General features: G+C 72.3%; 19 protein-coding genes. 5 read left to right on the forward strand and 14 right to left on the reverse strand.

Features of this window, described 5'->3' with window-relative positions:
- Positions 1 to 4: 4 nt before the first annotated feature.
- The 7 genes from menC to HNR19_RS01750 all read right to left on the reverse strand — a co-directional run bounded on the left by menC (position 5) and on the right by HNR19_RS01750 (position 8,371).
- On the reverse strand, positions 5 to 1,090 hold the full coding sequence (gene menC / locus HNR19_RS01720; RefSeq protein ID WP_246303458.1) for an o-succinylbenzoate synthase: 1,086 nt from the start codon (positions 1,088 to 1,090) through the stop codon (positions 5 to 7).
- Positions 1,091 to 1,101: 11 nt separating this feature from the next.
- Complete coding sequence (locus HNR19_RS01725; protein WP_179666268.1) at positions 1,102 to 1,989, reverse strand: GNAT family N-acetyltransferase; 888 nt, start codon at positions 1,987 to 1,989, stop codon at positions 1,102 to 1,104.
- Positions 1,989 to 3,122, reverse strand: a complete 1,134-nt coding sequence (locus tag HNR19_RS01730) for a M20 family metallopeptidase (RefSeq protein WP_343047005.1) — start codon at positions 3,120 to 3,122, stop codon at positions 1,989 to 1,991. The genes HNR19_RS01725 and HNR19_RS01730 overlap by 1 nt, the downstream gene beginning before the upstream one ends.
- Entirely contained in the window at positions 3,119 to 3,895 is a 777-nt protein-coding gene (locus tag HNR19_RS01735) for an ABC transporter ATP-binding protein (RefSeq protein ID WP_179666269.1), read from the reverse strand. The genes HNR19_RS01730 and HNR19_RS01735 overlap by 4 nt, the downstream gene beginning before the upstream one ends.
- Complete coding sequence (locus HNR19_RS01740) at positions 3,892 to 5,646, reverse strand: dipeptide/oligopeptide/nickel ABC transporter permease/ATP-binding protein (RefSeq protein ID WP_246303640.1); 1,755 nt, start codon at positions 5,644 to 5,646, stop codon at positions 3,892 to 3,894. The genes HNR19_RS01735 and HNR19_RS01740 overlap by 4 nt, the downstream gene beginning before the upstream one ends.
- Before the next feature lie 143 nt (positions 5,647 to 5,789).
- Positions 5,790 to 6,788 (reverse strand): ABC transporter permease, encoded by a 999-nt coding sequence (locus tag HNR19_RS01745; protein WP_179666271.1) that lies wholly within the window; start codon positions 6,786 to 6,788, stop codon positions 5,790 to 5,792.
- A 2-nt stretch (positions 6,789 to 6,790) separates the two neighbouring features.
- A complete protein-coding gene (locus tag HNR19_RS01750; RefSeq protein ID WP_179666272.1) occupies positions 6,791 to 8,371 on the reverse strand; it encodes an ABC transporter substrate-binding protein in 1,581 nt (526 codons plus the stop codon).
- Between the two features lie 139 nt (positions 8,372 to 8,510).
- Between HNR19_RS01750 and HNR19_RS01755 the strand changes: the two genes are divergently transcribed.
- Positions 8,511 to 9,575: a pyridoxal-phosphate dependent enzyme gene (locus tag HNR19_RS01755; RefSeq protein WP_179666273.1), complete on the forward strand. Its 1,065-nt coding sequence runs from the start codon at positions 8,511 to 8,513 to the stop codon at positions 9,573 to 9,575.
- A 6-nt stretch (positions 9,576 to 9,581) separates the two neighbouring features.
- Here HNR19_RS01755 and HNR19_RS01760 read toward each other — a convergent pair whose 3' ends face one another.
- Positions 9,582 to 12,935: a serine hydrolase gene (locus tag HNR19_RS01760; protein WP_179666274.1), complete on the reverse strand. Its 3,354-nt coding sequence runs from the start codon at positions 12,933 to 12,935 to the stop codon at positions 9,582 to 9,584.
- 118 nt (positions 12,936 to 13,053) lie between these two features.
- Between HNR19_RS01760 and HNR19_RS01765 the strand changes: the two genes are divergently transcribed.
- Together HNR19_RS01765 and HNR19_RS23680 are read left to right on the forward strand one after the other, a co-directional pair.
- Positions 13,054 to 13,425: a RidA family protein gene (locus HNR19_RS01765; protein ID WP_179666275.1), complete on the forward strand. Its 372-nt coding sequence runs from the start codon at positions 13,054 to 13,056 to the stop codon at positions 13,423 to 13,425.
- Between the two features lie 99 nt (positions 13,426 to 13,524).
- Entirely contained in the window at positions 13,525 to 14,178 is a 654-nt protein-coding gene (locus HNR19_RS23680; RefSeq protein WP_179670027.1) for a helix-turn-helix domain-containing protein, read from the forward strand.
- A gap of 16 nt (positions 14,179 to 14,194) precedes the next feature.
- On the opposite strand, the gene HNR19_RS01775 is transcribed toward HNR19_RS23680, so the two are convergent.
- The 5 genes from HNR19_RS01775 to HNR19_RS01795 all read right to left on the reverse strand — a co-directional run bounded on the left by HNR19_RS01775 (position 14,195) and on the right by HNR19_RS01795 (position 18,438).
- Positions 14,195 to 15,220 (reverse strand): Leu/Phe/Val dehydrogenase, encoded by a 1,026-nt coding sequence (locus tag HNR19_RS01775; protein WP_179666276.1) that lies wholly within the window; start codon positions 15,218 to 15,220, stop codon positions 14,195 to 14,197.
- 1 nt (position 15,221) lies between these two features.
- Complete coding sequence (locus HNR19_RS01780) at positions 15,222 to 15,575, reverse strand: nuclear transport factor 2 family protein (RefSeq protein WP_218910114.1); 354 nt, start codon at positions 15,573 to 15,575, stop codon at positions 15,222 to 15,224.
- A gap of 115 nt (positions 15,576 to 15,690) precedes the next feature.
- Complete coding sequence (locus HNR19_RS01785; protein ID WP_179666278.1) at positions 15,691 to 16,764, reverse strand: hypothetical protein; 1,074 nt, start codon at positions 16,762 to 16,764, stop codon at positions 15,691 to 15,693.
- A gap of 10 nt (positions 16,765 to 16,774) precedes the next feature.
- The gene (locus tag HNR19_RS01790; RefSeq protein WP_179666279.1) at positions 16,775 to 17,209 is read right to left on the reverse strand and encodes a hypothetical protein; all 435 of its coding nucleotides are present in this window, start codon (positions 17,207 to 17,209) and stop codon (positions 16,775 to 16,777) included.
- On the reverse strand, positions 17,206 to 18,438 hold the full coding sequence (locus HNR19_RS01795; protein WP_179666280.1) for an aminotransferase class V-fold PLP-dependent enzyme: 1,233 nt from the start codon (positions 18,436 to 18,438) through the stop codon (positions 17,206 to 17,208). Before HNR19_RS01795 ends, HNR19_RS01790 begins: the two co-directional genes overlap by 4 nt.
- Positions 18,439 to 18,480: 42 nt before the next feature.
- On the opposite strand from HNR19_RS01795, the gene HNR19_RS01800 reads away from it, so the two are divergent.
- Positions 18,481 to 19,884 (forward strand): aminotransferase-like domain-containing protein, encoded by a 1,404-nt coding sequence (locus HNR19_RS01800; protein WP_179666281.1) that lies wholly within the window; start codon positions 18,481 to 18,483, stop codon positions 19,882 to 19,884.
- A gap of 43 nt (positions 19,885 to 19,927) precedes the next feature.
- On the opposite strand, the gene HNR19_RS01805 is transcribed toward HNR19_RS01800, so the two are convergent.
- Positions 19,928 to 20,848, reverse strand: coding sequence for an NAD-dependent epimerase/dehydratase family protein (locus HNR19_RS01805; RefSeq protein WP_179666282.1), 921 nt, complete (start codon positions 20,846 to 20,848; stop codon positions 19,928 to 19,930).
- 72 nt (positions 20,849 to 20,920) lie between these two features.
- On the opposite strand from HNR19_RS01805, the gene HNR19_RS01810 reads away from it, so the two are divergent.
- Positions 20,921 to 21,898, forward strand: coding sequence for a GlxA family transcriptional regulator (locus HNR19_RS01810; RefSeq protein WP_179666283.1), 978 nt, complete (start codon positions 20,921 to 20,923; stop codon positions 21,896 to 21,898).
- Positions 21,899 to 21,909 lie beyond the last annotated feature (11 nt).

Below are 21,909 nucleotides of genomic sequence, written 5' to 3' on the forward strand. Positions count from 1 at the left end.
GGCGTCATGCCCGCAGCCAGATCGAGCGGCGCGTGAACCGCTCCAACGTCCCCGGCACGGGGCTGCGCCCGAACCCGGGACCCGCCGGCACGGACACGCGCCCGCCGACCATCTCCACCGGCTCCGTGATGTCGACGGCGTAGAACCGGTCAGAGCCGGAGATGTCGCCCGGGAGGGTGAACCCGGGCAGCGACGCGAGGGCGATGTTCGCCGCCCGCCCGATGCCGGTCTCGAGCATGCCGCCGCACCACACGGGTACGCCGGCCTCGAGGCACGCGTCGTGGATGCGGCGTGCCTCGAGGTACCCGCCGACCCGGCCGGGCTTGATGTTCACGATCGAGCACGCCCCCAGCTCGACGGCGTCCAGCGCGGTCTGCAACGAGGTGATCGACTCGTCGAGGCAGATCGGCGTCGCGACGCTACGAGCGAGCTCGGCGTGACCGACGACGTCCTCCTCGTCGAACGGCTGCTCCAGCAGCAGCAGGCCGAACTCGTCGAGACCCCGGAGGTGCGCGATGTGCTCCCGGCCATAGGCCGCGTTGCCGTCGACCTGGAGCGGCTGGTCGGGGAACGCGGCGCGAACCGCTCGAACCGGCTCGACGTCCCAACCCGGCTCGATCTTGAGCTTGATCCGTGCATATCCCTGGTCCAGGTAGGCCGCCACGGCCGTCACGAGCTCGTCGATGCTGTCCATGATCCCGACGGAGACGCCGCTGGCGACCTCGCTGCGGCTCGCTCCGAGGTAGTCGGCGAACGACGTGTCTGCCGCGCGCAGCTCGGCGTCGAGCACCGCCATCTCCAGGGCGGCCTTCGCCATCCGGTGGCCGCGCACCGGACGGAGGAGCGCGGCCACGTCTGCGGCCGACGGATCCCGTCCGGTCAGCCGCGGGAAGAGGTGGTGCTCGATCACGTGCGCGGCGCCGTCGGTGTGCTCGGCCGAGTACACCGGCTCGGCCAACGCCACGCACTCGCCCCACCCGTCGGCCTCGTCGCCCACCACGTGCAGGAGAAGTGCCTCTCGGTGCGTCTGGATCCCGAAGGACGTCCGGAACGGGGCGACCAGCGGGAGGGAGAGCCATCGGAGCTCCAATGCCTCGATCCTCATCGGACCGCGTCCACGACGTATCCCTCGACGGTGCTGAACGTGGCGACCTCGGCGCCGTCGTCGAGCAGGCCTCCGAGCGCCTTTCGCAGCGCCCGCCGCCATCGGTCGGCGAGGTCCGGCGCCGACCGCCGGATCCGCTCGATGTCGTCCGGGACCTGGATCGCGTACCTGGTCACCGCTCCCTCTGCGCGTACGCCGGCCCGGTCTCCCTCGATCCACTCCGGCTCGTCGTCCTGCCCGATGGCCAGGAGCTGACGGGCAGGCGAGCCCGAGCCACCGGGCGGGTCCTCGTAGATCTCCCAGCGCAGCAGCACCCGGTCGCTCGCCGTGTCGGCGTTGATCCCGTCGTCCATCGGCCCGTAGAAGTCCGGGAGGTAGCGCACCGGTCGGCCGCCGAGCTTGGCGACGTTGAAGTAGGCGTTGCGACGCACCAGCGGGTCGAACGTCCACTCGATCCGACGGAACCCGCTGCGCATCGCCCAGTCACGCTGGTGCAGCTTCATCGTGAACCCCACGTTGCGGCCCTGCGCTGCGCCGCGCACGCCGGCGATGTGGCTGTGGAGCGACGGCACGTCGGACCGGGCGGCGAAGCCGACGCAGCCGCCCACGATCGCATCGCCGAGATAGGCGCCCACCACGTAGTTGCCTGACGAGGACAGAGCGCGAAGCACCTCACGACTGATCATCGAGTCACCTCGTCGCGGGCCCCAGATCTCGGTGAACAGCTCCTCGAGCTGGCGAAGCTCGTCGATCGTCTCGAGGGGCCGGACGCTCACTCCCGCCTGCTCCTGGGCCCGCAGCCAGGTCGTCCTGGCGTGCTCTCGCCGGGCAGCGTCGTCAGCGGCTCGCGGCACGTGGGAGCTGCCGGTCTCCGTCGGGCTCATCAGCCGCCCGCCTGAACCGGGATCGCATGCAGGAGCGCGGCGAGGAGTGCGGTGCGCGGCGCGAGCTCGTCGACCACGACGTACTCGTCGGTGGTGTGCGGCCCCGCCCCGACGGCACCGAGGCCGTCGAGGGTGGGAGTGCCCACGCCGGCCGCCAGGTTCCCGTCGGATCCTCCGCCCACCGCGGCTCCCGACACAGAGAGGCCGAGTGCGGTCGCCTCGGCCTCCGCCAGCCGGAAGAGGCAGGCCGACGCCGCGTCCTCGAGCGGCGGGCGGTTCGGCCCGCCCACGACCCTCAGCTCCGCTTCGCGGTCCTGGGGTCGCAAGGCGTTGATCGACTGGTGCACTCTCTCTTGCTCCTTCCGGGTACGGCACCGGACGTCCACGCGCAGCGATGCCTGGTCCGGGACGGTGTTGGCGCTGGTTCCGCTGCGCAGGACCGTGGGTGTCACGGTGGTGCCTTCGCCCGGATCGGCCAGGCCGGCCACGACTCCGACCTGATGCGCGATCTCGGTCGTCGCGTTCACCCCGCGCTCCGGGTCCAGGCCCGCATGGGCAGCCCGACCGGTGACCGCGATCTCGTACATCGACACGCCTTTCCGAGCGATCTTGAGCGAGCCGTCGTCGGCGGCGGCCTCGAGGACGAGGCAGGCTGCGCTGGCTCGCGCCTCGTCCTCGACCAGCGCGCGAGAGGTCGGGGAGCCGATCTCCTCGTCACCGGTGACGAGCAGGGTCACCCCGACGTCGGGGTCGGTTAGGGCGAGCGCGTGGAGCGCCATCACCAACCCCGCTTTCATGTCGAGGCAGCCGGGGCCGCGGACGACCCCTGCCTCCACGGAGTACGGCCGGCGCTCGATCGTGCCCACCGGGAAGACGGTGTCGTGGTGGCCGAGCACCAAGATCCCGCGGCCAGGGCGTCCCCGGCGCCATCTGAGGTGGGCGCAGCCGTCGATCGTCAGGATCTCCGGATCGGACCCGAGCAACCGGCGACCGACGTCGGCGATCACGCGCGCGCTGTGCGCGACGGCGTGGTGGTCGGCCGACGGCGACTCCGCCGCTACGAGCAGCGCCAGATCGTCGAGCATCGCCGGCAGCCGGGTCGCGAACCCGGACACGCCGGCACGTGCGCTCACTGGCGGTCCCCGTTCGACGCCGGGCGGGAGCCGCCCAGGACCGGAACCGCGTCGATCAAGCTCCGCGTGTAGGGATCCTGTGGCGCCGAGAGCACGTCCTGGGTCGCGCCGCGCTCGACCAGCCTTCCCTCGTGCATGACAGCGAGGTCCTCCGCGAGGAACCTGACGATCGCCAGGTTGTGGGAGATCACGACGAGCGTGAAGCCGAGCTCGCGCTGCTTGGCGCGGACCAGGTTCAGCACCGATCCCTGGACGGAGACGTCGAGGGCCGACGTGATCTCGTCGGCGATCAGCACCTCCGGGTCGGCAGCGAGTGCGCGGGCGATCGCGATGCGCTGGCACTGCCCGCCCGACAGCCCGCCCGGACGCGCCGACGCTGTCCTCGGGTCCAGCCCGACGGCCTCCAGCCACTCGGACACGGCCGTTCGGACGGCTGCTCCGCTCCGACCCCCAGCCCGAACGCCCTCGGCGATCGCGTCGCCGACCGCCATCCTCGGGTTCAGGGAGCCGTACGGATCCTGGAACACCGTCTGGACAGGGTGTCGGCGGAGCTGTCGGCCGGCCGCACGGCGGCCGATGCTCACGCGTCCTCCTGCGGTCGGGACGATCCCGGCCACGGCACCGGCCAGGCTGGTCTTCCCGGAGCCGGACTCGCCGACGATCCCCAGCGTGCCACCGGCGGCGACGGCGAACGACACGCGGTCCACCGCGATCCGCTCGTGGCGACCGGATCGGTACTTCACGGTCAGGTCCTCGACCTCCAGTCGGCTCATTCCGCTCGACCGCCCGTCGGGGTCATGGCCTCGTGGCACGCACGTGTCGCGAGCTCGCGGACCGGGTTCCAGCACGCGAGCCGGTGCCCATCGTTGTGGTCCAGCAGCGGGGGCGCCTCGGTGTGGCACCGGTGCTCGGCACGGTCGCACCGCGGAGCGAACGGACAGCCGGGGAGTGCGTCTGCCGACGCCGGCGGTCGTCCCTCGATCGTCACCAGGTCGCGACCGACGTCGGTGTGCAGGTCGGGCACGGCGCGGAGCAGTGCCGCGGTGTAGGGATGCGCCGGGTCGTGCAGCGTCCCGACCGGCAGGTCCTCCATCACGCGTCCGCCGTACATCACGACGACTCGGGTCGCGATCGTCGACACGACCGCGAGGTCGTGGCTGATCAGGAGAAGCGTCGCGCCTGCCGCGGCTCGCACCTCCTCCAGCATGGTGAGCACGTGCTTCTGCAGCCGTACGTCGAGTGCGGTCGTCGGCTCGTCGGCGATGACGACCTTCGGGTCGGTGGCGATCCCGATCGCGATCACGGCCCGCTGCCGCATGCCCCCGGACAGCTCGTGCGGGCGTTGGCGTGCGCGGACGGCGGGAGCGGGCATCCGCACCCGCTCGAGCAGGGCGACCGTCGCGTCGGGGGCCCGGCGGGTGCCGTCACGGTCCCGGATGCCCTCGACGACCTGGTCGCCGATCCGCATCGTCGGGTTGAGCGCGGTCAGCGGGTTCTGGAAGACGACGCCGAGGCGCTCCGCGAGCCAGTCCCGTCGCGCCCGAGGGCCGAGGTCGCGCAACGTCCGTCCGTCCACGGCGAGGTCCCGGGCCTGGACCGTGGCCGCCGGCGGGAGCAGGTCTGCGACCGCCATCGCGGTCACCGACTTTCCCGACCCGGACTCGCCGACGATGCCCACCACCTCGCCGTCGCCGACCGAAAGGCTGAGCCCGCGAACGGCGGTGTGCTCCCCGAACGCGACCGTGAGATCGTCGATGACCAAGGCGGCTCCGGACGCGGCCGGCTCGCGCTCCGGCGGCGGGGCCGCCGCCGTCCGCCTCCGGCGCGACCGGGGGCCGTCGTCGCGGATCCCAGCGGCTCGCGCCCCCCACTCTCCGACCAGGCTGAACACGATCCCGGCCAGTACCACCGCGACCCCGGGCCCGAGGGCGGCCGCCGGGTTCACGTAGATCTCGGCCAGGCCTTCGTTCAGGAGTCGCCCCCAGTCGTAGCTCGGCGCTTGGACACCGAAACCGAGGTAGGACAGACCGGCGAACGCGAGCAGCATCGACCCGGTGGTCGACGCTGTCGTGATCAACAGCGGCTCAGCGATGTTGGGGACGATGTGACGGCGGATGACGGCCACCCGGCCTACGCCGAGCGCCCGGGCCGCGGTCACGTAGTTCGACGCGGCGACCGCCGCGGTCATCGTGTAGGTCAGGCGAGCGCAGTTCGGCACCATCGCGACGCCGAGCGCGATCACCGCGCCGGTCGGCCCGACCCCGACGATCACCGCCAGGAAGATGGCGACCAGCAGGCCGGGGAAGGAGACCGCTAGGTCGATCGCCCCGATCGCGATCCGGCCGAGGCGTCGCCCGAGCAGGAACGGGAGGCACCCCAGCAGGACGCCGCCGATGGTGCCGAGTGCCGTCGCGGCCAGGGCGAGTAGCACGGAGAGGCGGGCCGCGACGAGCACCCGAGCCAACACGTCGCGACCGAGCGCGTCGGTGCCCAGCCAGTGGTCGGCGCTCGGGCCCTGGTGCATGGCGTCCACGGCGACCCGGTCGGCGCGGGCCGCTAGTACCTCAGGTGCGACGACTACCACGAGGGCCAGGAGACCGAGGCCCAGGACGGACGCCAGGCCCAGAGGTGTCCGCAAGGCGGAGGTACGTCGGGACTCACCCATGGTCAGCCGTCCCGCAGGGTGGTCCGGGGGTCGACGATCGAGATGACCAGGTCGACGGTGAGGTTGATCAGCAGCACGCCCGTCCCGAAGACGAGCGCGAGACCCTGCACGAGCGGGTAGTCCCGGTCGAGCACCGAACGGGTGAGCGAGCTGCCGAGCCCCGGCCAGGCGAACAGCGTCTCCACCAGCACGGTCCCCGCGAGCAGACCGGACAGGATGAGCCCCGAGAGGGTGAGCGTGGGGGTGACCACGCTCGGCAGGACGTGGCGGAGGAACACTCGGCGACCCGGCAGCCGTTTCCCGCGCGCGGTGCGGACGAAGTCCTGCTGCAGGACCCGGACGGTCTCCGCCCGAACGATCCGGAGCATCAGGCCGATCGGCCCGGCCGCCAGTGCGATCACGGGAAGCACGTAGCTGTCGGGCCCGCCGCGGCCCGCCACCGGCAGCACCGGAACGGCGATGGCGAAGACGTAGACGAGGGCCACCCCGAGCAGGAAGTCGGGCACCGCGCTCAGGGCGCTCGTCGTGCCGCTGAACGCCAGCTCCGACGCCGGACGCCACCGACGCCACGTCGCCTGTCCGGCCGCCATCCCGCCGGGAACCGCCACCACGACCACCAGGAGGAACGCCACCGCCGCCAGCGTCACCGTGGCGGGGAGGCGGTCCCCGATCACGGTGCCGACCGGGAGGCCGGTGACCTGGGAGCTGCCCAGGTCACCTCGGACGAGCCCACCCAGGTAGATCGCGAACTGCTCGTGGAGCGGTTCGTCGAGGTGGAGCTCGGCCCGCTTGTGCTCCACCAGCTCCGCCGACGCCGTGGCTCCCAGCGCCGCCCGCGCGGGGTCGCCGGGCACGAGGTGGATCATCCAGAACGTGGCGGTGACGAGCAGCGCGATCGACAGCGCGAACCGCGCGAGCCGCCGTGCCGCGAAGCCGACCCAGGGGTTGCCGCCCCGGCGCGTCGTCCCGGGGTCGGCAGCGCTCGTCGTCGCGATCGCCATGCTCAGCCGGAGTGCCGCAGCGAGAGCGGGTCGATCCCGTAGGCCGTCTCCCGGAACTCGACGCCCCGGCCCCACACCGGAACGGTCAGGTTGGCGTAGGGAACCACGTCGAGGTTCTCTACCAGCGCGGCTTCCGCCTCGATCCACAGGTCACAGCCGCTCGACCCCGGCATCGCGGAGGCCTCGGCTGCGAGCCGCTCGTACTCCTTGTTGTCGAGGTGCGCGAAGTTCGTGCCATCGGCCGGCGCCGGACCGGAGAGGAAAGGCACCAGCTGGCTGGGGAACTGCACCTGCAGCGAGTTGGACGTCACGTCCCACGCGCCCGTCGAGAAGAGGATCTCGCTCAACGAGGAGCTGTCCTTCGCGACCGAGTCCACGCGGACGCCGAGCTCCTCCCAACGAGCGGCGGTCAGCTCGGCCGCATTGGCGAGCGGCTTGTCGGTGCCGTGCACGAACGTCACCTCCAGCAGCTGGCCGTCCTTCGTCCACCCGTCCGGGCCCTCCTGCCACCCGCCGTCGACCAGGGCGGCTCGCGCCGCGTCGAGGCCGGAGTCCGGAAGGTTGCCGGTCACCGTGTCACCGGAGCAGGCCGTCGGCTCGAGGGTGACCATGCCGGTCGACGGCACGGCGTTGCCGTCGGTCACGACGTCGGCGAGCTCCTCGAGATCGAGCGCTGCGACCAGAGCGGTCCGGACACTCAGGTCGGAGGTCGGGCGGCCGTCCTCTTCGTTGAAGAAGAACTCCCCGGCGACGTTCTGGAGGTCCTCGTGCGGCAGGTCCTGGCCGGCCAGTCGTGCGCGGTCGGGGCCGTAGACGGTCGCGATGTTCACCTCACCGCTGATCAGGAGGTTGGCCGCGGTGGACTCGTCCGGGACCACCTTGAACGTCACGGCGCTGGGGGTGCCGTCGGCCGAGGTCGAGGCGCCGTCCGGCCCCCAGGTGTAGTCCTCGCGCACGGTGTAGGTGTAGTGGTCGTCGACGACCGACTCGGTGAGGACGAACGGACCAGTGCCGTGCGTCTCGCGCTCCAGGGCGCTGCGGTCGTCGAGGCCGGACTGGCAAACGATCGGGACCTGCGCGATCCCGTTGAGCAGGAAGGGGAAGGGCTCCGCCGTCTCGACGACGACGGTGCCGTCCTCGTCCGACGCGGTGACCTCGGCCCCGGACGGCATGTACAGGCCGTTGAGCGGCGACCCGTTCTCGGGATCGGCGACGAATGACAGGTTCTCGGCGACCAGGCTGGGCGTGATCTTCGACCCGTCCGCGCAGGTTGCCTGGTCGCCGAGCTCGAAGGTCACCGAGGTGCCGTCCTCGGTCCAGGCGCTCGCGAGTGCGGGGACGACGTTGCCCTCCTCGTCCACGTGCACCAGTGAGTCGTACGCGAAGGCGACCAGCTGCCCGGCCGCCGACGTGACGGCCTTGTGGGGGTCGAGGCTCCCGGGGTCCGACGAGACGACGACGGTGACGGGTCCGCCCGGTCCGCTGGGTCCGTTCCCTCCTGGGTCCGCGTCCCCTGCGCTGCACGCAGCAAGGACGCAGCTCAGGGCGACGGTGGCGGCGGGGATGGTGACACGCTGGCTCATGGTTCCTCCGGTTCAGCGATTTCGACCATCGTGTTCCTGCCCGGATCGGACCGTCTTTGGCAGATCGTCCAACGCGGCCTGGGATCAACGGTGGAGTCGGACAAGGGCCGACGTGCTGCGCTCGGGCATCGTCGTGGTCGTGCACTCTTCCGCCGGAACGAACCTCGACCTGCACCTCAACCCGTCGGCGTCCGAACGCCCGCCGACGGTCCTCGCCCAGGATCCCGCGGCCTTCCACCGCGGCCTTCCCGGATACCGCGCCACCTCCCTGCGGAGCCTGCCCGGCATCGCGGCGTCGCTCGGCGTCGGCGAGGTGTGGGCGAAGATCGAGGACGACCGCTGGGGTCTGCCGGCGTTCAAGGTGCTCGGTGCATCCTGGGCCGTTCACCGCCTGCTGGAGGAACGCGGGGGAGACGCGCAGCTCGCCGCCCTGGTCTCGGCCACGGACGGCAACCACGGCCGCGCGGTCGCCAGGGTCGCGCGCGACCGCGGCCTGGCGGCCCGGATCTACGTTCCGGACGGCACCTCGGAGCGCCGGATCAACGACATCAGGGGCGAGGGTGCGTCCGTGCTGGAGGTGGACGGGACGTACGACGACGCCGTTGTCCGGGCCGCCGCCTCCATCGGCCCCGCCGACCTGCTGGTCGCCGACACCTCCGACGACCCGGAGGACGATGTCTCGCCGTTGATCGTGGAGGGCTACTCGACGATCTTCACCGAGGTGGCCGAGCAGCACCCTCGATCTTTCGACACCGTCGTGGTCGGCATCGGCGTCGGCTCGCTCGCGGCCGCGACCGTGCGGTTCGCAAGGTCGATGCAGCGCGAGCGGGCGGGGACGCCCGCGGTTCTCGGTGTGGAACCGGTCGACGCCGCCTGCGTCCTCACGTCGCTGCGCGCGGGTCGGCGTACGGCCGTGCCCGGCCCGCACCGCTCCATCATGGCCGGCCTCAACTGTGGGGAGCCGTCGGCCCCGACCTGGCCGGAGCTGAGCGAGGGTCTCAACGCGGTCTGCGCGGTCGACGACGCCGACGCGCGGGAGGCGGTGAGGGTGTTGCGGGCGGAGGGAATCGAGATCGGCTTCACCGGGGCGGCTCCGGTCGCCGGGCTGCTGCGGCTGCGTCGGGCCGGGAGGCTCGAGGCGGTCGTGCGGAATCCAGGGTCCGCCTCGGTGCTGGTCGTGCTGACCGAGGGGCCCACCGACTGAGCTCCCTCACCTCCGCGGTGCGGCACGCAGGCCCTCGTGGAGGTATGTCGTCCCCTCCCGCTCGAGGAACGAGACCGACTGCCAGAGCTCGGTGCCCGGCACCTGGAACACGAACCGGGCCGGATCGTCCGTGCGACGGACGTCGAGACGCCGGACGCGGTCGATCCCCAGCAGGTCCGCGAACTCGGCACGGAGCGCGACCTCGAGCCGGAGACCGTCGTCGGTCGGGTCGACCTCGATGGTCTGCAGGTGGCGGACGTAGCTGCCCGCCCAGCGGTCTCGATCGTCAGGGGCCTGCGGGTGGTCCGCAGGGGCGGAGAACGTCGGGATCTCGATGTCCGCCAGCTCGCCGAGCGCCTCGCTGAACAGCTCGCGGTACAGCTCGTAGGCGTTGCCGCCGTTGGTGAGGAGGACGACGGCGACGCCGGCGTCGGGCACGAGGCGCAGGAACGCGGTCTGCCCGATCGAGCCACCGTCGTGCCCGATCACCATCCGTCCGCTCCAGTCCTTGACCATCCAGCCGAGCCCCCAGGCGTCGGCGCCGAAGTGCGGCGCCGGGACGTGGGTGACTGGTTTGCGCATCTCGGCGACCGTCCCCGTTGCGACCAGCCGGTGCTCTCCGTGCTGCCCCTCCTCGAGATGGAGCCGCGCGAACTCCAGCACGTCGGCGGCCGACGCCCAGACCGCGCCCGCGGGCGCGCCGGACCAGGGCAGGTACCAGGTGTCGGTCGGTCGCAGGTCGGGACGACGCCCGAGGTGGCCGACGGCAACGCGACCCAGCAGGGCGTCCTGCGGGAGGGTCCCGGTGTCGTCGAGTCCGAGCGGGGCGACGAGTCGTTCGTCGATGAGTCGGTCCCAGGTGGTGCCCGTGACCCGCTCCAGCACCCGCCCGGCGAGGGAGTAGCCGGAGTTGCAGTAGGAGAACAGGGTGCTGACAGGAGACGTGGGAGGGACGGTCGGCAGGACGTCGGCGACGTATCGAGCCAGGGCCTCGTCGCCGCGGCCGGTGTCGGTGAACACGTCGCCGTCGAGGCCGCTGGTGTGGCTCAGCAGGTGTCTCATCGTCACGTGCGCGGTGTGGTCGGCCGAGCCCAGGTCGAGGTCCGGGAGGTAGGAGACGACGGGCTGGTCGAGTTCGAGGACACCCTCGTCGGCCAGCATCGCGGCGAGCGTCGCCGTCCACACCTTGGTGATCGACCCGATCTGGAACCGCGCGTCGGGCGTGACCGCGACGCCGGTCCGCGTGCTGAGCACGCCGTGCGCGGCCACGACCGGCTCGGCGCGCCCGTCGGAACGCAGGTCAAGGACGCCGAAGGCGGCTCCGGGGACGCCGTGGCGGTCGGCCAGGAGGGAGAGTCGCTGCTGCCACCGGGACCGCCGGCGGCGTGCGTCCGGCCCCGATCCGGGCGTCGCTGGCGCGCCGAAGCGGGTGACCCAATCATGGATCCGCCGGTTGAAGTCGGCGCGATGGGAAGGGTGGCCCGTGACGATGAAGGCGTGGCTCGCGCCTGGATAGAGCACGAGCTCCGCCGGCGTCCTGTTCTCGCGCAGCGCTGTGAACCACTGCTCCGCCTGGCCGACCGGGCACCGGTCGTCCGCCTCTCCGTGCAGGACGAGGGTCGGGGTGGTCACGCGGTCGACGAGGTCGATCGGGCTCGCGGCGGTGCCGCTGCGCACGGCGGCCAGCCCTCCGAACTCCTCGGTGGCGTAGTAGTGGCCCATGTCTGAGGTGCCCGCGAAGCTGCGGAGGTCGCAGATCCCACCTCCGACGACCGCCGCAGCGAACCTGTCGGTGCGCGCCGTCAGGTGGCAGACCGCGAACCCGCCGTAGCTGTAGCCGGTGACCGCCACCCGCGCGGGGTCGGCGAGACCCTCGGCGACGAGCTGGTCGATCGGGTCGAGGAAGTCCGCCTCGTCGGCGTATCCCCAGCGTCCGAGGGCACCTCGAAGGAAGTCGTCGTCGCTCCCGTCGCTGCCTCGCGGATTGACGAGCAGGACGAGCCATCCCTCCGATGCCAGGACCTGGTGGTAGAGGTGCACTCCGTCCAGCGCGCTGCTCCACGAGTCGTGCGGCCCACCGTGCACGTCGAGGAGCAGGGGACGGGGGCCCACGGCGTCCTGCGCCCTGATCAGGACGCCGCCGACCTCGGTGCCGTCGTGCGTGACGAAGGTTCGTTCCTCCGGCTCGATCCACGTGACTCCGGGCAGGGCGACCGCCGAGTGGTCGGTGAGGACCCGGATGTCGCCGGTGGCATCGACGATCGCGACCTCGCCCAGGCTGTGGCGCGACGCCACGACGACCGCGGCCACGTCGCCGCCGTTGGTCGACAGGCCCGACACCACGGACCCCTCGTCCATCGGCACCGCCACCGAGCGCGGTCGGTCGAGGTCATCGATCCGGAACAGCCGCGTGTGGCCCCGGTCCCGGGCGCAGAACAACAGCGCGCCGTCCGCGGTGAATCCGGGGCGGCCGCCCGGATAGGCGGGCTCTCCTCCGGGCATCACCATCCGGTCCAGGTCTGCGGTCAGCACGTCGACCTTCCCGGTGTCGAGGGCGATCCGGAGGAGGTCCATGTTGTGCGGTCCGGGCCGAGAGCTGCCGACGACGACGAGGGACGAGCCGTCCGGGCTCCACCCGGCGAAGTCGACGGCACCGGCGAGGTCGGTCACCTGATCAGGTGTGCCGATCGGCCCGGACGCCGCTGCGTCCACCACGCAGACCTGGGTCGAGCCGGTCAGGTCGGCGTCGTCGCCCACGCCGGCCGTGATCGCCAGGCGGGTGCCGTCAGGCGACCAGGTGGGAGCTGCAGCGTCCCAGTCACCGGCGGTCACGCGGTGCACCTCGCCGGATGTCACGTCGACGAGGTGGACGTGGCGGCGGGTCCCCCGGGTGAGCCCTCGACCGTCGGCACGGAAGCTCCGTCGGGAGGCGACGACAGGTGCTCGGGGATCGAGGACGTCGGCGTCGTCCGTACCAGCCGGCGCGGGCGCGGTGAGGGCCAGCCGCACCCCGTCGGGGCTCCACGCGAGGCCGGTCGCGCCGGCCGGGAGCGTCGCGACCTCCCGCGGGTCGGCCGATCCTGGAGCGACGACCAGCACCAGGGTCCGCTCCCCGTCGTCGCGGAGGAAGGCCAGCGACCCGGCCGGCGACCACGCCGGGCCAGAGTCCGTGTGGCCCGCGGTGAGCCGTCGGCGCGACCCCGTTCCAACGTCGACCTGCCACACCTCTCCTCGATCGACGTCCTCGCCCCGGTCGACGGTGCTCAGCACGTAAGCGACCAGACGTCCGTCCGGAGAGAGCGCGGGGTCCGACGGCACCGCGATGTCGAAGAGGTCGTCGAGGGCGACGGGACGGCTCATGTCGCGACCCTCTCAAAGACCCGGGACAGGGGGGTCGTCGAATCGGACAACGCCACCGATCCGCGTTCGTCGCCCGGGACGACGGCGCGGGTGCCGCGGCCGGTTAGCGTCCCGGTGCATGCCTGACCCCTCGCCGCCGTACTCGATGTCCCGGCGCGCGGGCCACCTGCTCTTCGTGTCCGGCCAGCTCGGCCGCGACGCTGACGGTCGGTTCGCTGACGGCTTGGTAGCCCAGACCCGCGCCGCGATCGGCAACCTGGCCCGGGAGCTCGAACGCGCGGGTGCGAGCGTCGCGGACGTGGTGAAGGTCCAGGTGTTCCTCGACGACATCGCGGACTGGTCGGACTTCAACGAGGAGTACCTCCGCTGGTTCAGCGACCCGCTCCCGGCGCGGTCGGCGATCGGCGCCGGCCTCCCGGCGCCGGCGCTGGTCGAGATCGAGGCGGTGGCGGTCCTGGCCGATCACGCGGCGCCCGGGGTCGAGGGGTAGGGCGCAGTGGGCGCCGGACTCGCCGGGCGGACGGCGCGACCGTCGCCGGGCGTGGCATCGCGGGAGCCGCGGCGCCTGCTCGTCCTCGTCCACGAGGGTATGTCCGTCTCCGACGTCGTTCCCGCGGCGGCGGGCCCCGGACCGGGCCACGCGACGGTGGGCGGACACCCACGGAGACTGAAGACCTGTGCCACGCAGGGCGGCCCGGTCTCGACAGCAGATGGCCTCCGCATCCTCCCGGACGGGCCGCTCGAGGAGGTCGCCGAGGCAGAGACTGTCCTGGTCCCGCGTTGGCGTGCCGGCCACCGGCCTCCGGAGGAACTGCTCCAGGATCTCGAGCGAGCGCGCGCTGGGGGTGTGCACCTGGTGTCGGTGGGATCGGGTCTCGATCTCCTCCGGCCTGCTGGGCGTCGTGCTGGCCACGGGCCAGGCACTGCGCTTCTGCAGGTCCTGGCACACGTCCTCGACGAGGCGGCGGACAGCCCGCCGTCCGTGCGTGCGCTCGCGGCAGCCGTCGGCGTCTCACCTCGGACGCTGACCAGACGGTTCGCCGACGAGCTGGGGGTCAGCCCGGGCCAGTGGCTCCTCGACCGCCGACTGGACCGCGCGTGCGCGCTCCTCGTCCAGACCGACCTACCCGTCGACGCGATCGCCAGGAGGGTGGGCTACGCGTCCGCGGCAGGTCTGCGGCGCCACTTCTGGAGACGGTGGCGGACCTCGCCGGGCCACTACCGTGCGCTCCGGCGCGGATAGGGCGACGCGCCCCGGCTCAGGCTCCGCGCCTCGAGGCCAGCACCTGCTCGGCCATGGCCATCGCGACCTCCGGCGGCGGCCGGTCCTCGCGGCCCGCGATCTCCCAGATCTCCTCGAGCGTCCGCCCGATGCGGCGTACGCGGCGCCGAGCCTCGGTCGCCGGCAGACCGCTGGCCTCCGCACCGAGGAAGATGATCCCTCCGGCGTTCGCGCAGAAGTCCGGAGCGTAGAGGATCCCGCGTCCGTGCAGCTCCTCACCGTGACGCGGATCCGCCAGGACGTTGTTCGCCGCGCCGACCACGGCGCGGGCGTCGAGCCTCGCCAGCGAGTCGTCGTCGACCACGCCTCCCAGTGCGCAGGGCGCGTAGACGTCGCAGGCCACGGTCAGGGCATCCTCGACCGGCACGACCGCCACGGGCAAGGAGCCGGCCACCGCCGCGACGGCCCGGTCATCGACGTCGGCGACCACGACCTCGGCGCCGGACGAGACCAGCTGCCTGACCAGTGACGCGCCCACGTGTCCGACGCCTTGGACGACGACGCGTCGCCCTCGCAGCTCGGGGGAGCCGTCCAGGTGACGGACCGCCGCGAGGATCCCCGCGTGCACGCCGAGTGCGGTGTACGGCGACGGGTCGTCACCCGTGCAGGACGCGATCGCGCCGGCGGCCTCCATCGCTCGCAGGTCGTCCTGCGTCGTGCCGCTGTCGACGCCGGGCACGTAGCGGCCGTCGAGCGCTCGCACGGCATCGGCGAACGCTCGGAGCAAGTCGGGTGTCTTCCCTTCGGGGCTGCCGATGATCACGGACTTGCCCCCACCGTGGTCGCCCCTCGCCAGAGCGAACTTGTAGGTCATCCCCTTAGCCAGGCGCAGCACGTCGTCCAATGCGTCGGCCGTGCTGGGGTATGCCCGCATCCGGACGCCCCCGAGCGCGGGACCAAGGGTCGTGTCGTGGATCGCGATGATCGCGTCCAGCCCCGTCGCCGGATCCGCGACGCGCACCACCTGCTCGTATCCGTCCGCATCGATCTCCGTGATCCGCATGTCACACCCCGGCAGTGAGGAAGTAGGTGGTGCGCTGACCGATCAGGTCGTCGTGGAACACGAAGAAGTCCGCGAACCGGATGTCGAGCGCATCACCCGACTTCGACGTCCCCTGGAAGGTTCCGAGTGCTGCCGCAGTGCGACCGTCCACCAGGATCCGTTCGACCCGATGACGGCCCGACGCGATCACCCGGTCGTGCGCGTAGAAGCGTCGCAGGTCCGCGGCGCCCTGCAGCGGGGGATATCCACCGCGGTCGTAACGGGCGTCCTCGGCGAAGCACTCGAGGACCCCCTCGATGTCGCCGGCGTCGACGGCGCGGTAGTAGCTGCGGACGAGGTCACCCGGGTTGGTCACGACAGCAGCGTGCGTTTCGGCCGGGCCGGCCGTCATTGGCCCTCCGCACCAACTCGCGGCGTCGGGTTGATGCGCGGCGACCACGGACGCTGTCCGGGGAGCAGCCCGACCGCAACTACCTCTGCGCCGGATGGTGGAAGCCGCCGTCGACCGGGCCGGATTCGAGACGAGTGGGCGTCGGAGGCTCGAACGCGTCGCGACCGTGGAGGTTGCCGACATCCTCGACGCCCCGCTGGATCTTCAGCGCACCCTCCGCAACCGCGGTGTCCCAGCGCAGGCGCGTGCCGTCGACGACGTTGTCGACGACGCTCTCCACGGCGCTCGCGTAGTCGGTGGCGCTCCGCACCGGCACCTCCTGGAGCCTGGCGTCCGCCTGCGGGATCGAGTCCTTGACGAGTCCGAGCAGCGGGCTGGAGGCGGCGATCGCGGCCAGTGCGACGCCGGGAATGGGGATCGCCAGCGATCCGACAACTCCGGTGGCGGTCGCCGCGAGCAGGAAGAACCGGATCCGGCTCTCGGCGCCTCGCTCCTCCTCGACCCTCTTCCTGAGCTGTTGGTCGAGGTCGCTGCGGACGTGCGTCAGGCCCTCGAGCAGCGCCAGCTGACCGAGGTCGATCACGGCCTTCGCGTTGGCGAGAGCGATCCGCAGCGACTCGGCGAGCCAGCCCTGGTTGTCGGTCGCCCGCCGGGCGTCGCCGATGAATGTGTCGAACGCGTGCTTCGCCTCTCCCTGCCAGTCGCCGAGCTCGACCGCGACCCGTTCGAACACGCTCGGGATGTGCCGGACGAGGTGCTCAGCCGGTTGCTCGAGCTCGGAGACGGCGAGCTCGAGCAACCGGGACTGCGGGTCGACGATGAACGAGAGCGCCGCGCGCGCCGAGTCGATCAGGTCCTCGGCCCATCCCTCCGCCTGGCGCCGAGCCTCCGCGATCTCCGCCTTCCACCGGTCTGCCTGGCTACCCGGGAGGATCCCGTAGACCGAGACCTCGAACGGATAGCGCCGACCGACCTGGAAGTCGTACCCGAGGACGTCCTCCGCGAGGTCAAAGGGACCGGCTGGGTGGTTGTTGGCGACGTAGAACCGCTCGCGCATGTCCACCACGGCCTCGATGTGCGCGAGGTCGGCGAGGTCGGCCTGGAGCACATCGAGGGTCTCGGTGAGAGCGCCGCGATCGAACTGTCGAGTCACGGTGAGCCTTTCAGATGTACTGGACCGTGCCGCGGCCGGTCGGCGGATCGCCCGGCCGCGGCAGCGAGTCGCCCGTGCTGGTCGGGCGCAACGGGAACGGATGCGTCCGCTGGAGGCGCTCGTAGTCCGCGCGGGCCTGCTCGTCGGTGGCGATGAAGTGGTTGGCGAGGTCGATCAGCGCCTCCCCCGTCGCGGCCATCGGACGCATCGACCTGAGGAGGTGGGCCTGGAGGTCAGAGCAGTGGTCCAGCACCTCGCGCAGCGCGGGTGGGTCGCCGGCCGCCCCGCTCACCGCCCTGATCCACTCCGTGGCGCGGTGCACGCTCAGCACCGAGTCCGCAAGCCTGTCGGCGATCGCGGGGAACCAGTGTCCTCCGACCTTCGCGAGCTCGTAGACCTTGGCGCCGAACGTCCCGTCATCTACGTTGCCTTCCGCGCCGGTCACGCCGCCTCCTCGGCAAGCCCGCCGACCGCGTCGGCGACCCGGGCGATCTCGGCCTCGGTGTTGTAGTAGTGCGGCGAGAGACGCAGGCACCAGTCGACGTCCTTGTCGCCGAAGTCGTACTGCGCGAACTCCCGGAAGCTGAGGGCCGAGTTGATCGCGTGCGCGTCGAGCCGCTGCTTGAACGGTTGCGCCTGCCAGCCGTTGATCGTGAACGTCACGATCCCGGCGAGCTCGCGACCCTTCTCCAGCACGGTGACGCCGGGGATGTCGGCGAGCGCGGACCTCAGCGTCCGGGCGAGCGCGGGGGTCCGGCGGGCGATGACGTCGATGCCCACGTCGCTGGCGTAGCGGGCCGCCTCGGCGCAACCGAGCAGGCTCGCGTAGGGGAACTCCCAGTCCTCGAAGCGGGCGGCGGTGGCGACCGGCGTGTACGCCGCCGCGCTGGTCCAGCGGGCGCCGTACATGTCGATGAAGAGGGGTTCGGCGGGCGTCGAGAGAACGCGGTCGGAGACGTAGAGGAACCCGGTGCCGCGCGGGCCGCGGAGGAACTTGCGACAGGTGCCGGTCAGGTAGTCGCACCCGATCGCGTCGACGTCGACGACGAGCTCACCGACCGACTGGCAGGCGTCGACGAGGTAGGTGAGGTCGAGCTCCCGGCAGACCTGGCCGATCGCCTCCACGGGTTGCACCAGCCCCGAGTTCGTCGGGACGTGCGTCACGGCGACCAGGCGCGGCCTGAGTCGGCGGGCGAGCGCCGTCAGCGCCTCGACGTCCACACCGCCCTCGGGGGAGTCGGGTGCGTGGACGATCTCGACCCCGAACCGCTTGCGCAGCGAGAGGAAGGCGATCTGGTTGGAGATGAAGTCGTTGCGGGTGGTGAGGATGACGTCGCCCGCGCGGAAGTCGATCGCGGACAGAGCGGTCGCGTACGCGTGCGTCGCGCTGCTGGCGAAGGCGATGTTCTCCGGGCGACACCCCAGCAGCCTCGCCATCTCCGTGTAGAACCCGCCGACCGCGTCGGCACGCAGCGCGGAGGCCTCGTAGCCGCCGATCTCCGCCTCCAGCTCGAGGTGCGCCTGGACCGCGGCCAGCACCGGTGCCGGCAGGAGGCCGCAACCGGCGTTGTTGAAGTGGATCCGTCCCGCTGTCCCCGGGGTGTCGTCACGGAGGGCCGTCAGGTCGAGAATCGATTCCGTGTCGCTGAGGATATCGCTATCGTTGATTTTCACGACCTACGATAGCACCTCGCTCGCCCTGGAAAGGAACGGTCCATGCCGGAAGCCACGTCGGCCCCGGATCGGGTGCGCACCGAGCTGCTGCGCCTGATCGAGGAGCGGAGGCCAGGGGACCGGCTGCCGTCCACGCGCGAGCTCGTCGAACGGCTCCGGGTCAGCCCGGTCACGCTCGGCAAGGCGTTGTCGCGGCTGGCGGCGGAGGGCCGCGTGGTGACCCAGACGGGCAGCGGGACGTTCGTGACGGGGGATGCCGGTCGGCGCCCGGCGCCTCGGCTGGACACCGACTGGCAGAGCGTCGTCCTGGGCGACAGTCCTCTCGACGCCGACGTCACCGAGCGGCTGAGCGGGCCACCGGCGGCCGGCCGGTTCGTGCTGGACGGGGGCTACCTGCACGACTCCCTGCAGCCGACGGCCGCGCTGACCGCGGCCCTCGGGCGGGCGTCGCGCCGACCGGACGCGTGGGGGCGGGCTCCAGCGGCAGGGTTGCCCGCGCTGCGGGAGCTGTTCGCGGCCGACAGCGGCGCGGACATCCACGCCGACGACGTGCTCGTCACCGCGGGAGGGCAGAACGCCCTGTCGTTGGTGTTCCGGGCGGTGGGCCGGCCCGGAGACGCCGTGCTCGTCGAGTCGCCGACCTACCCGGGCGCACTCGCCGCGATCCGCGCCGCGGGCCTCCGCCCGGTGCCGGTGCCGACGGATGTGGCCGGTCTCCGCGCCGACCTGCTCGAGGAGAGCTTCGCCCGCTCGGGAGCACGACTCGTCTACTGCCAGCCCACCCATCAGAACCCCACGGGCGCCACCATGTCCGCCGAGCGCCGGGCCGGGCTCGTCGCGGCCGCGGGCGCCCACGGCGCGTTCGTGGTGGAGGACGACTTCGCGCGCCACCTCGGCCACGACGACACGCGACGCTCGCCCCTGATCGACGACGACCCGAACGGTTGCGTGATCCAGGTGACGTCGCTGACCAAGCCGGTCGCCCCGAGCCTCCGCATCGGCGCGATCGTCGCGCGCGGCCCGGTCATGCGCCGCCTCCAGGCCGCGCGGCGCGCCGTCGACTTCTTCATCAGCCTGCCGCTGCAGGAAGCGGCCGTCGACCTTCTCGTGTCGCCGGGCTGGCAGCGCCACCGCCGCCGGCTCGCGAAGGCGCTGGACGAGCGGCGCACCACGGTGCTCCGTGCACTGGCCACGCATCGGCCCGAGTGGGTCGTCCCGTCCCCGCCGCGCGGCGGGCTCCACGTCTGGGTCCGCCTGCCCGAGCGTGCCGATCCCGCCCGCGTCGCCGGTGCCGCGGCGACCGTGGGGGTGTCGGTGGCCGGCGGCGACCGGTTCTTCCCGGCCGAGCCGGCCGGGCCGTTCCTGCGGCTCGCACTCGGTGCGGCGCCCGATCTCGGAGCGCTCGAGGAGGGCGTGCGCCTGCTGGCGTCGGCAACGCCCGGGTGACCGCGACCCGCCCGGTCCGTGCGACCCGTGGCCGACGACCGGCTCAGGTCGGCGGCGGCAGCTTCGACATCTCGAGCAGCACGTCGTCGAGCTGCGACGGCTCCAGCCCGAACGTCTCGCGGGTGATCGTGGAGTCGAAGACGAGCGGCTTCTCGTCGAGGTACAGCATCTCGACCAGCTCGGCGAGGATCGGGTCGTCCGCGCCCGCCGCGACGAGCTCGTCCCGGGTCATCCCGGTGACGGTGGGTCTCGGAGAGCCGGTCAGCTCGGTCAGTCGCTCCGCGACCTCGCGCACACTCAGCACGGCGACGTTGGGCACGTGCCACGCGCGGCCCCACGACCTGTCGTCGAACGCAGCCGCCACCAACAGGCGGGCCACGTCCTGCGTGGCGGTCCACGCGTGCGGTACGTCGACGGGCGCCGGGTAGGTGGCGGGTTCGCCTGCCAGGACCTGCTGGGTGACGGTGAAGTTGAACACCGACGCCGCAGCGGGGCCCAGGTAGTCGGCCGCGCGCACCTCGGTCACCCGCACCCGCCCGGCCTCGTGGGCGGCGAGCGCATCCAGCCACATCGCGGCGCGCACCCGGCCCTTGACGGTCGTCGGCCGCATGGGCAGGTCCTCGGTCATCGGATCGACGTCGCCGTACCCGTAGCCGTTGCCGAGCATCACGAGGTCCGCGCCCGCCGCCTCTGCCGCGCCCAGCATCGAGACGGCCAGTGGTGGCCACAGCTCCGGCCACTGGTGATAGGCCGGCATCGCGCAGTTGAAGATCACGCTGGTGCCGGCTGCCAGCTCCTTCAGCCGATCGGCGTCGCTCGCGTCGGCCCGGACCAGCTCGATCGCGGGGTGGCGGGGGCCGGTGCCGCGACGGGTGACCAGGCGAACCTTGTGACCGGACCCAGCGAGCAGGAGGGCGGTGGCGGAGCCGGTCGCGCCGGCGCCGACGATCAACGTGGAAGTCATGCGAGCGATCGTGGTGGTTCGGGGCGCGGTGGGATAGTGGCCTGAACGCCACACTTCCGGAGGTTCTGGCCAATGCGTCGGGTAGCAGTCGTCGCCGTACCGCCTGTCATCCCGTTCGACCTCGCGATCCCCGAGCTGATCTTCGGCTCGGCCCTCGTCGACGACGCGCCCTGCTACGAGGTGCGGACGTGTACGGCGGAGCCGGGCGTGATCGAGGCGAAGGGGTCGATGCAGCTCGTGGTGGCGTCGGGGCTGGAGGTCATCGCCGACGCGGACACCGTCATCGTGACCGGGACCGGTGATCGCGTGGCGCCGGACCCCCGCGTCCTCGCCGCGTTGACCGAGGCCGCGGACCGGGGAGCGCGGATCGCGTCGATCTGCACGGGCGCGTTCGTGCTGGCCGCCGCCGGGCTCCTCGACGGGCGGCGGGCGACGACGTTCTGGGTCCAGTCCGGGGCGCTCGCGGCCCGGTACCCCGAGGTCGACGTGCAGCCCGACGTCCTGTTCGTGGAGGACGGCCCGGTGTTCACGTCGGCCGGCGCGGCGGCGGGCATCGACCTGTGCCTGCACCTGGTGCGCAAGGACTTCGGCGCCGCGGTGGCGAACGCCGCTGCCCGGCTGGCGGTCGTCGCGCCGGTCAGGCACGGCGGGCAGGCGCAGTTCATCGAGGCGCCGCTCCCGCGCGAGAGCGGTACGTCGCTGAGCGCCACCCGTGCGTGGGCGCTCGAGCGGCTCGAGGCGGTGCTGACCCTCGACGACCTCGCCGGGCACGCGCGCACGAGCGTGCGGACGCTGACCCGCCGGTTCCAGGCCGAGACCGGCATGAGCCCGATCCAGTGGCTGCTGCACCAGCGCGTGGAGCGGGCCCGCGAGCTGCTGGAGTCGACCGACCTGCCGATGGACCAGGTGGCCCGGCACAGCGGGTTCGGCACGGCGGACTCGCTGCGACGCCACGTGAGCAGCCGCCTCGGGCTGGCGCCGGCGGTGTATCGCGCGGCGTTCACCCGGCTGTCCCCACCGGGCGGCGGGGTTCTCGCCGAGAAAACGTAACCGCGCGTGTT

Source organism: Nocardioides thalensis, from assembly GCF_013410655.1.
GTDB classification, from domain to species: Bacteria; Actinomycetota; Actinomycetes; order Propionibacteriales; family Nocardioidaceae; genus Nocardioides; species Nocardioides thalensis.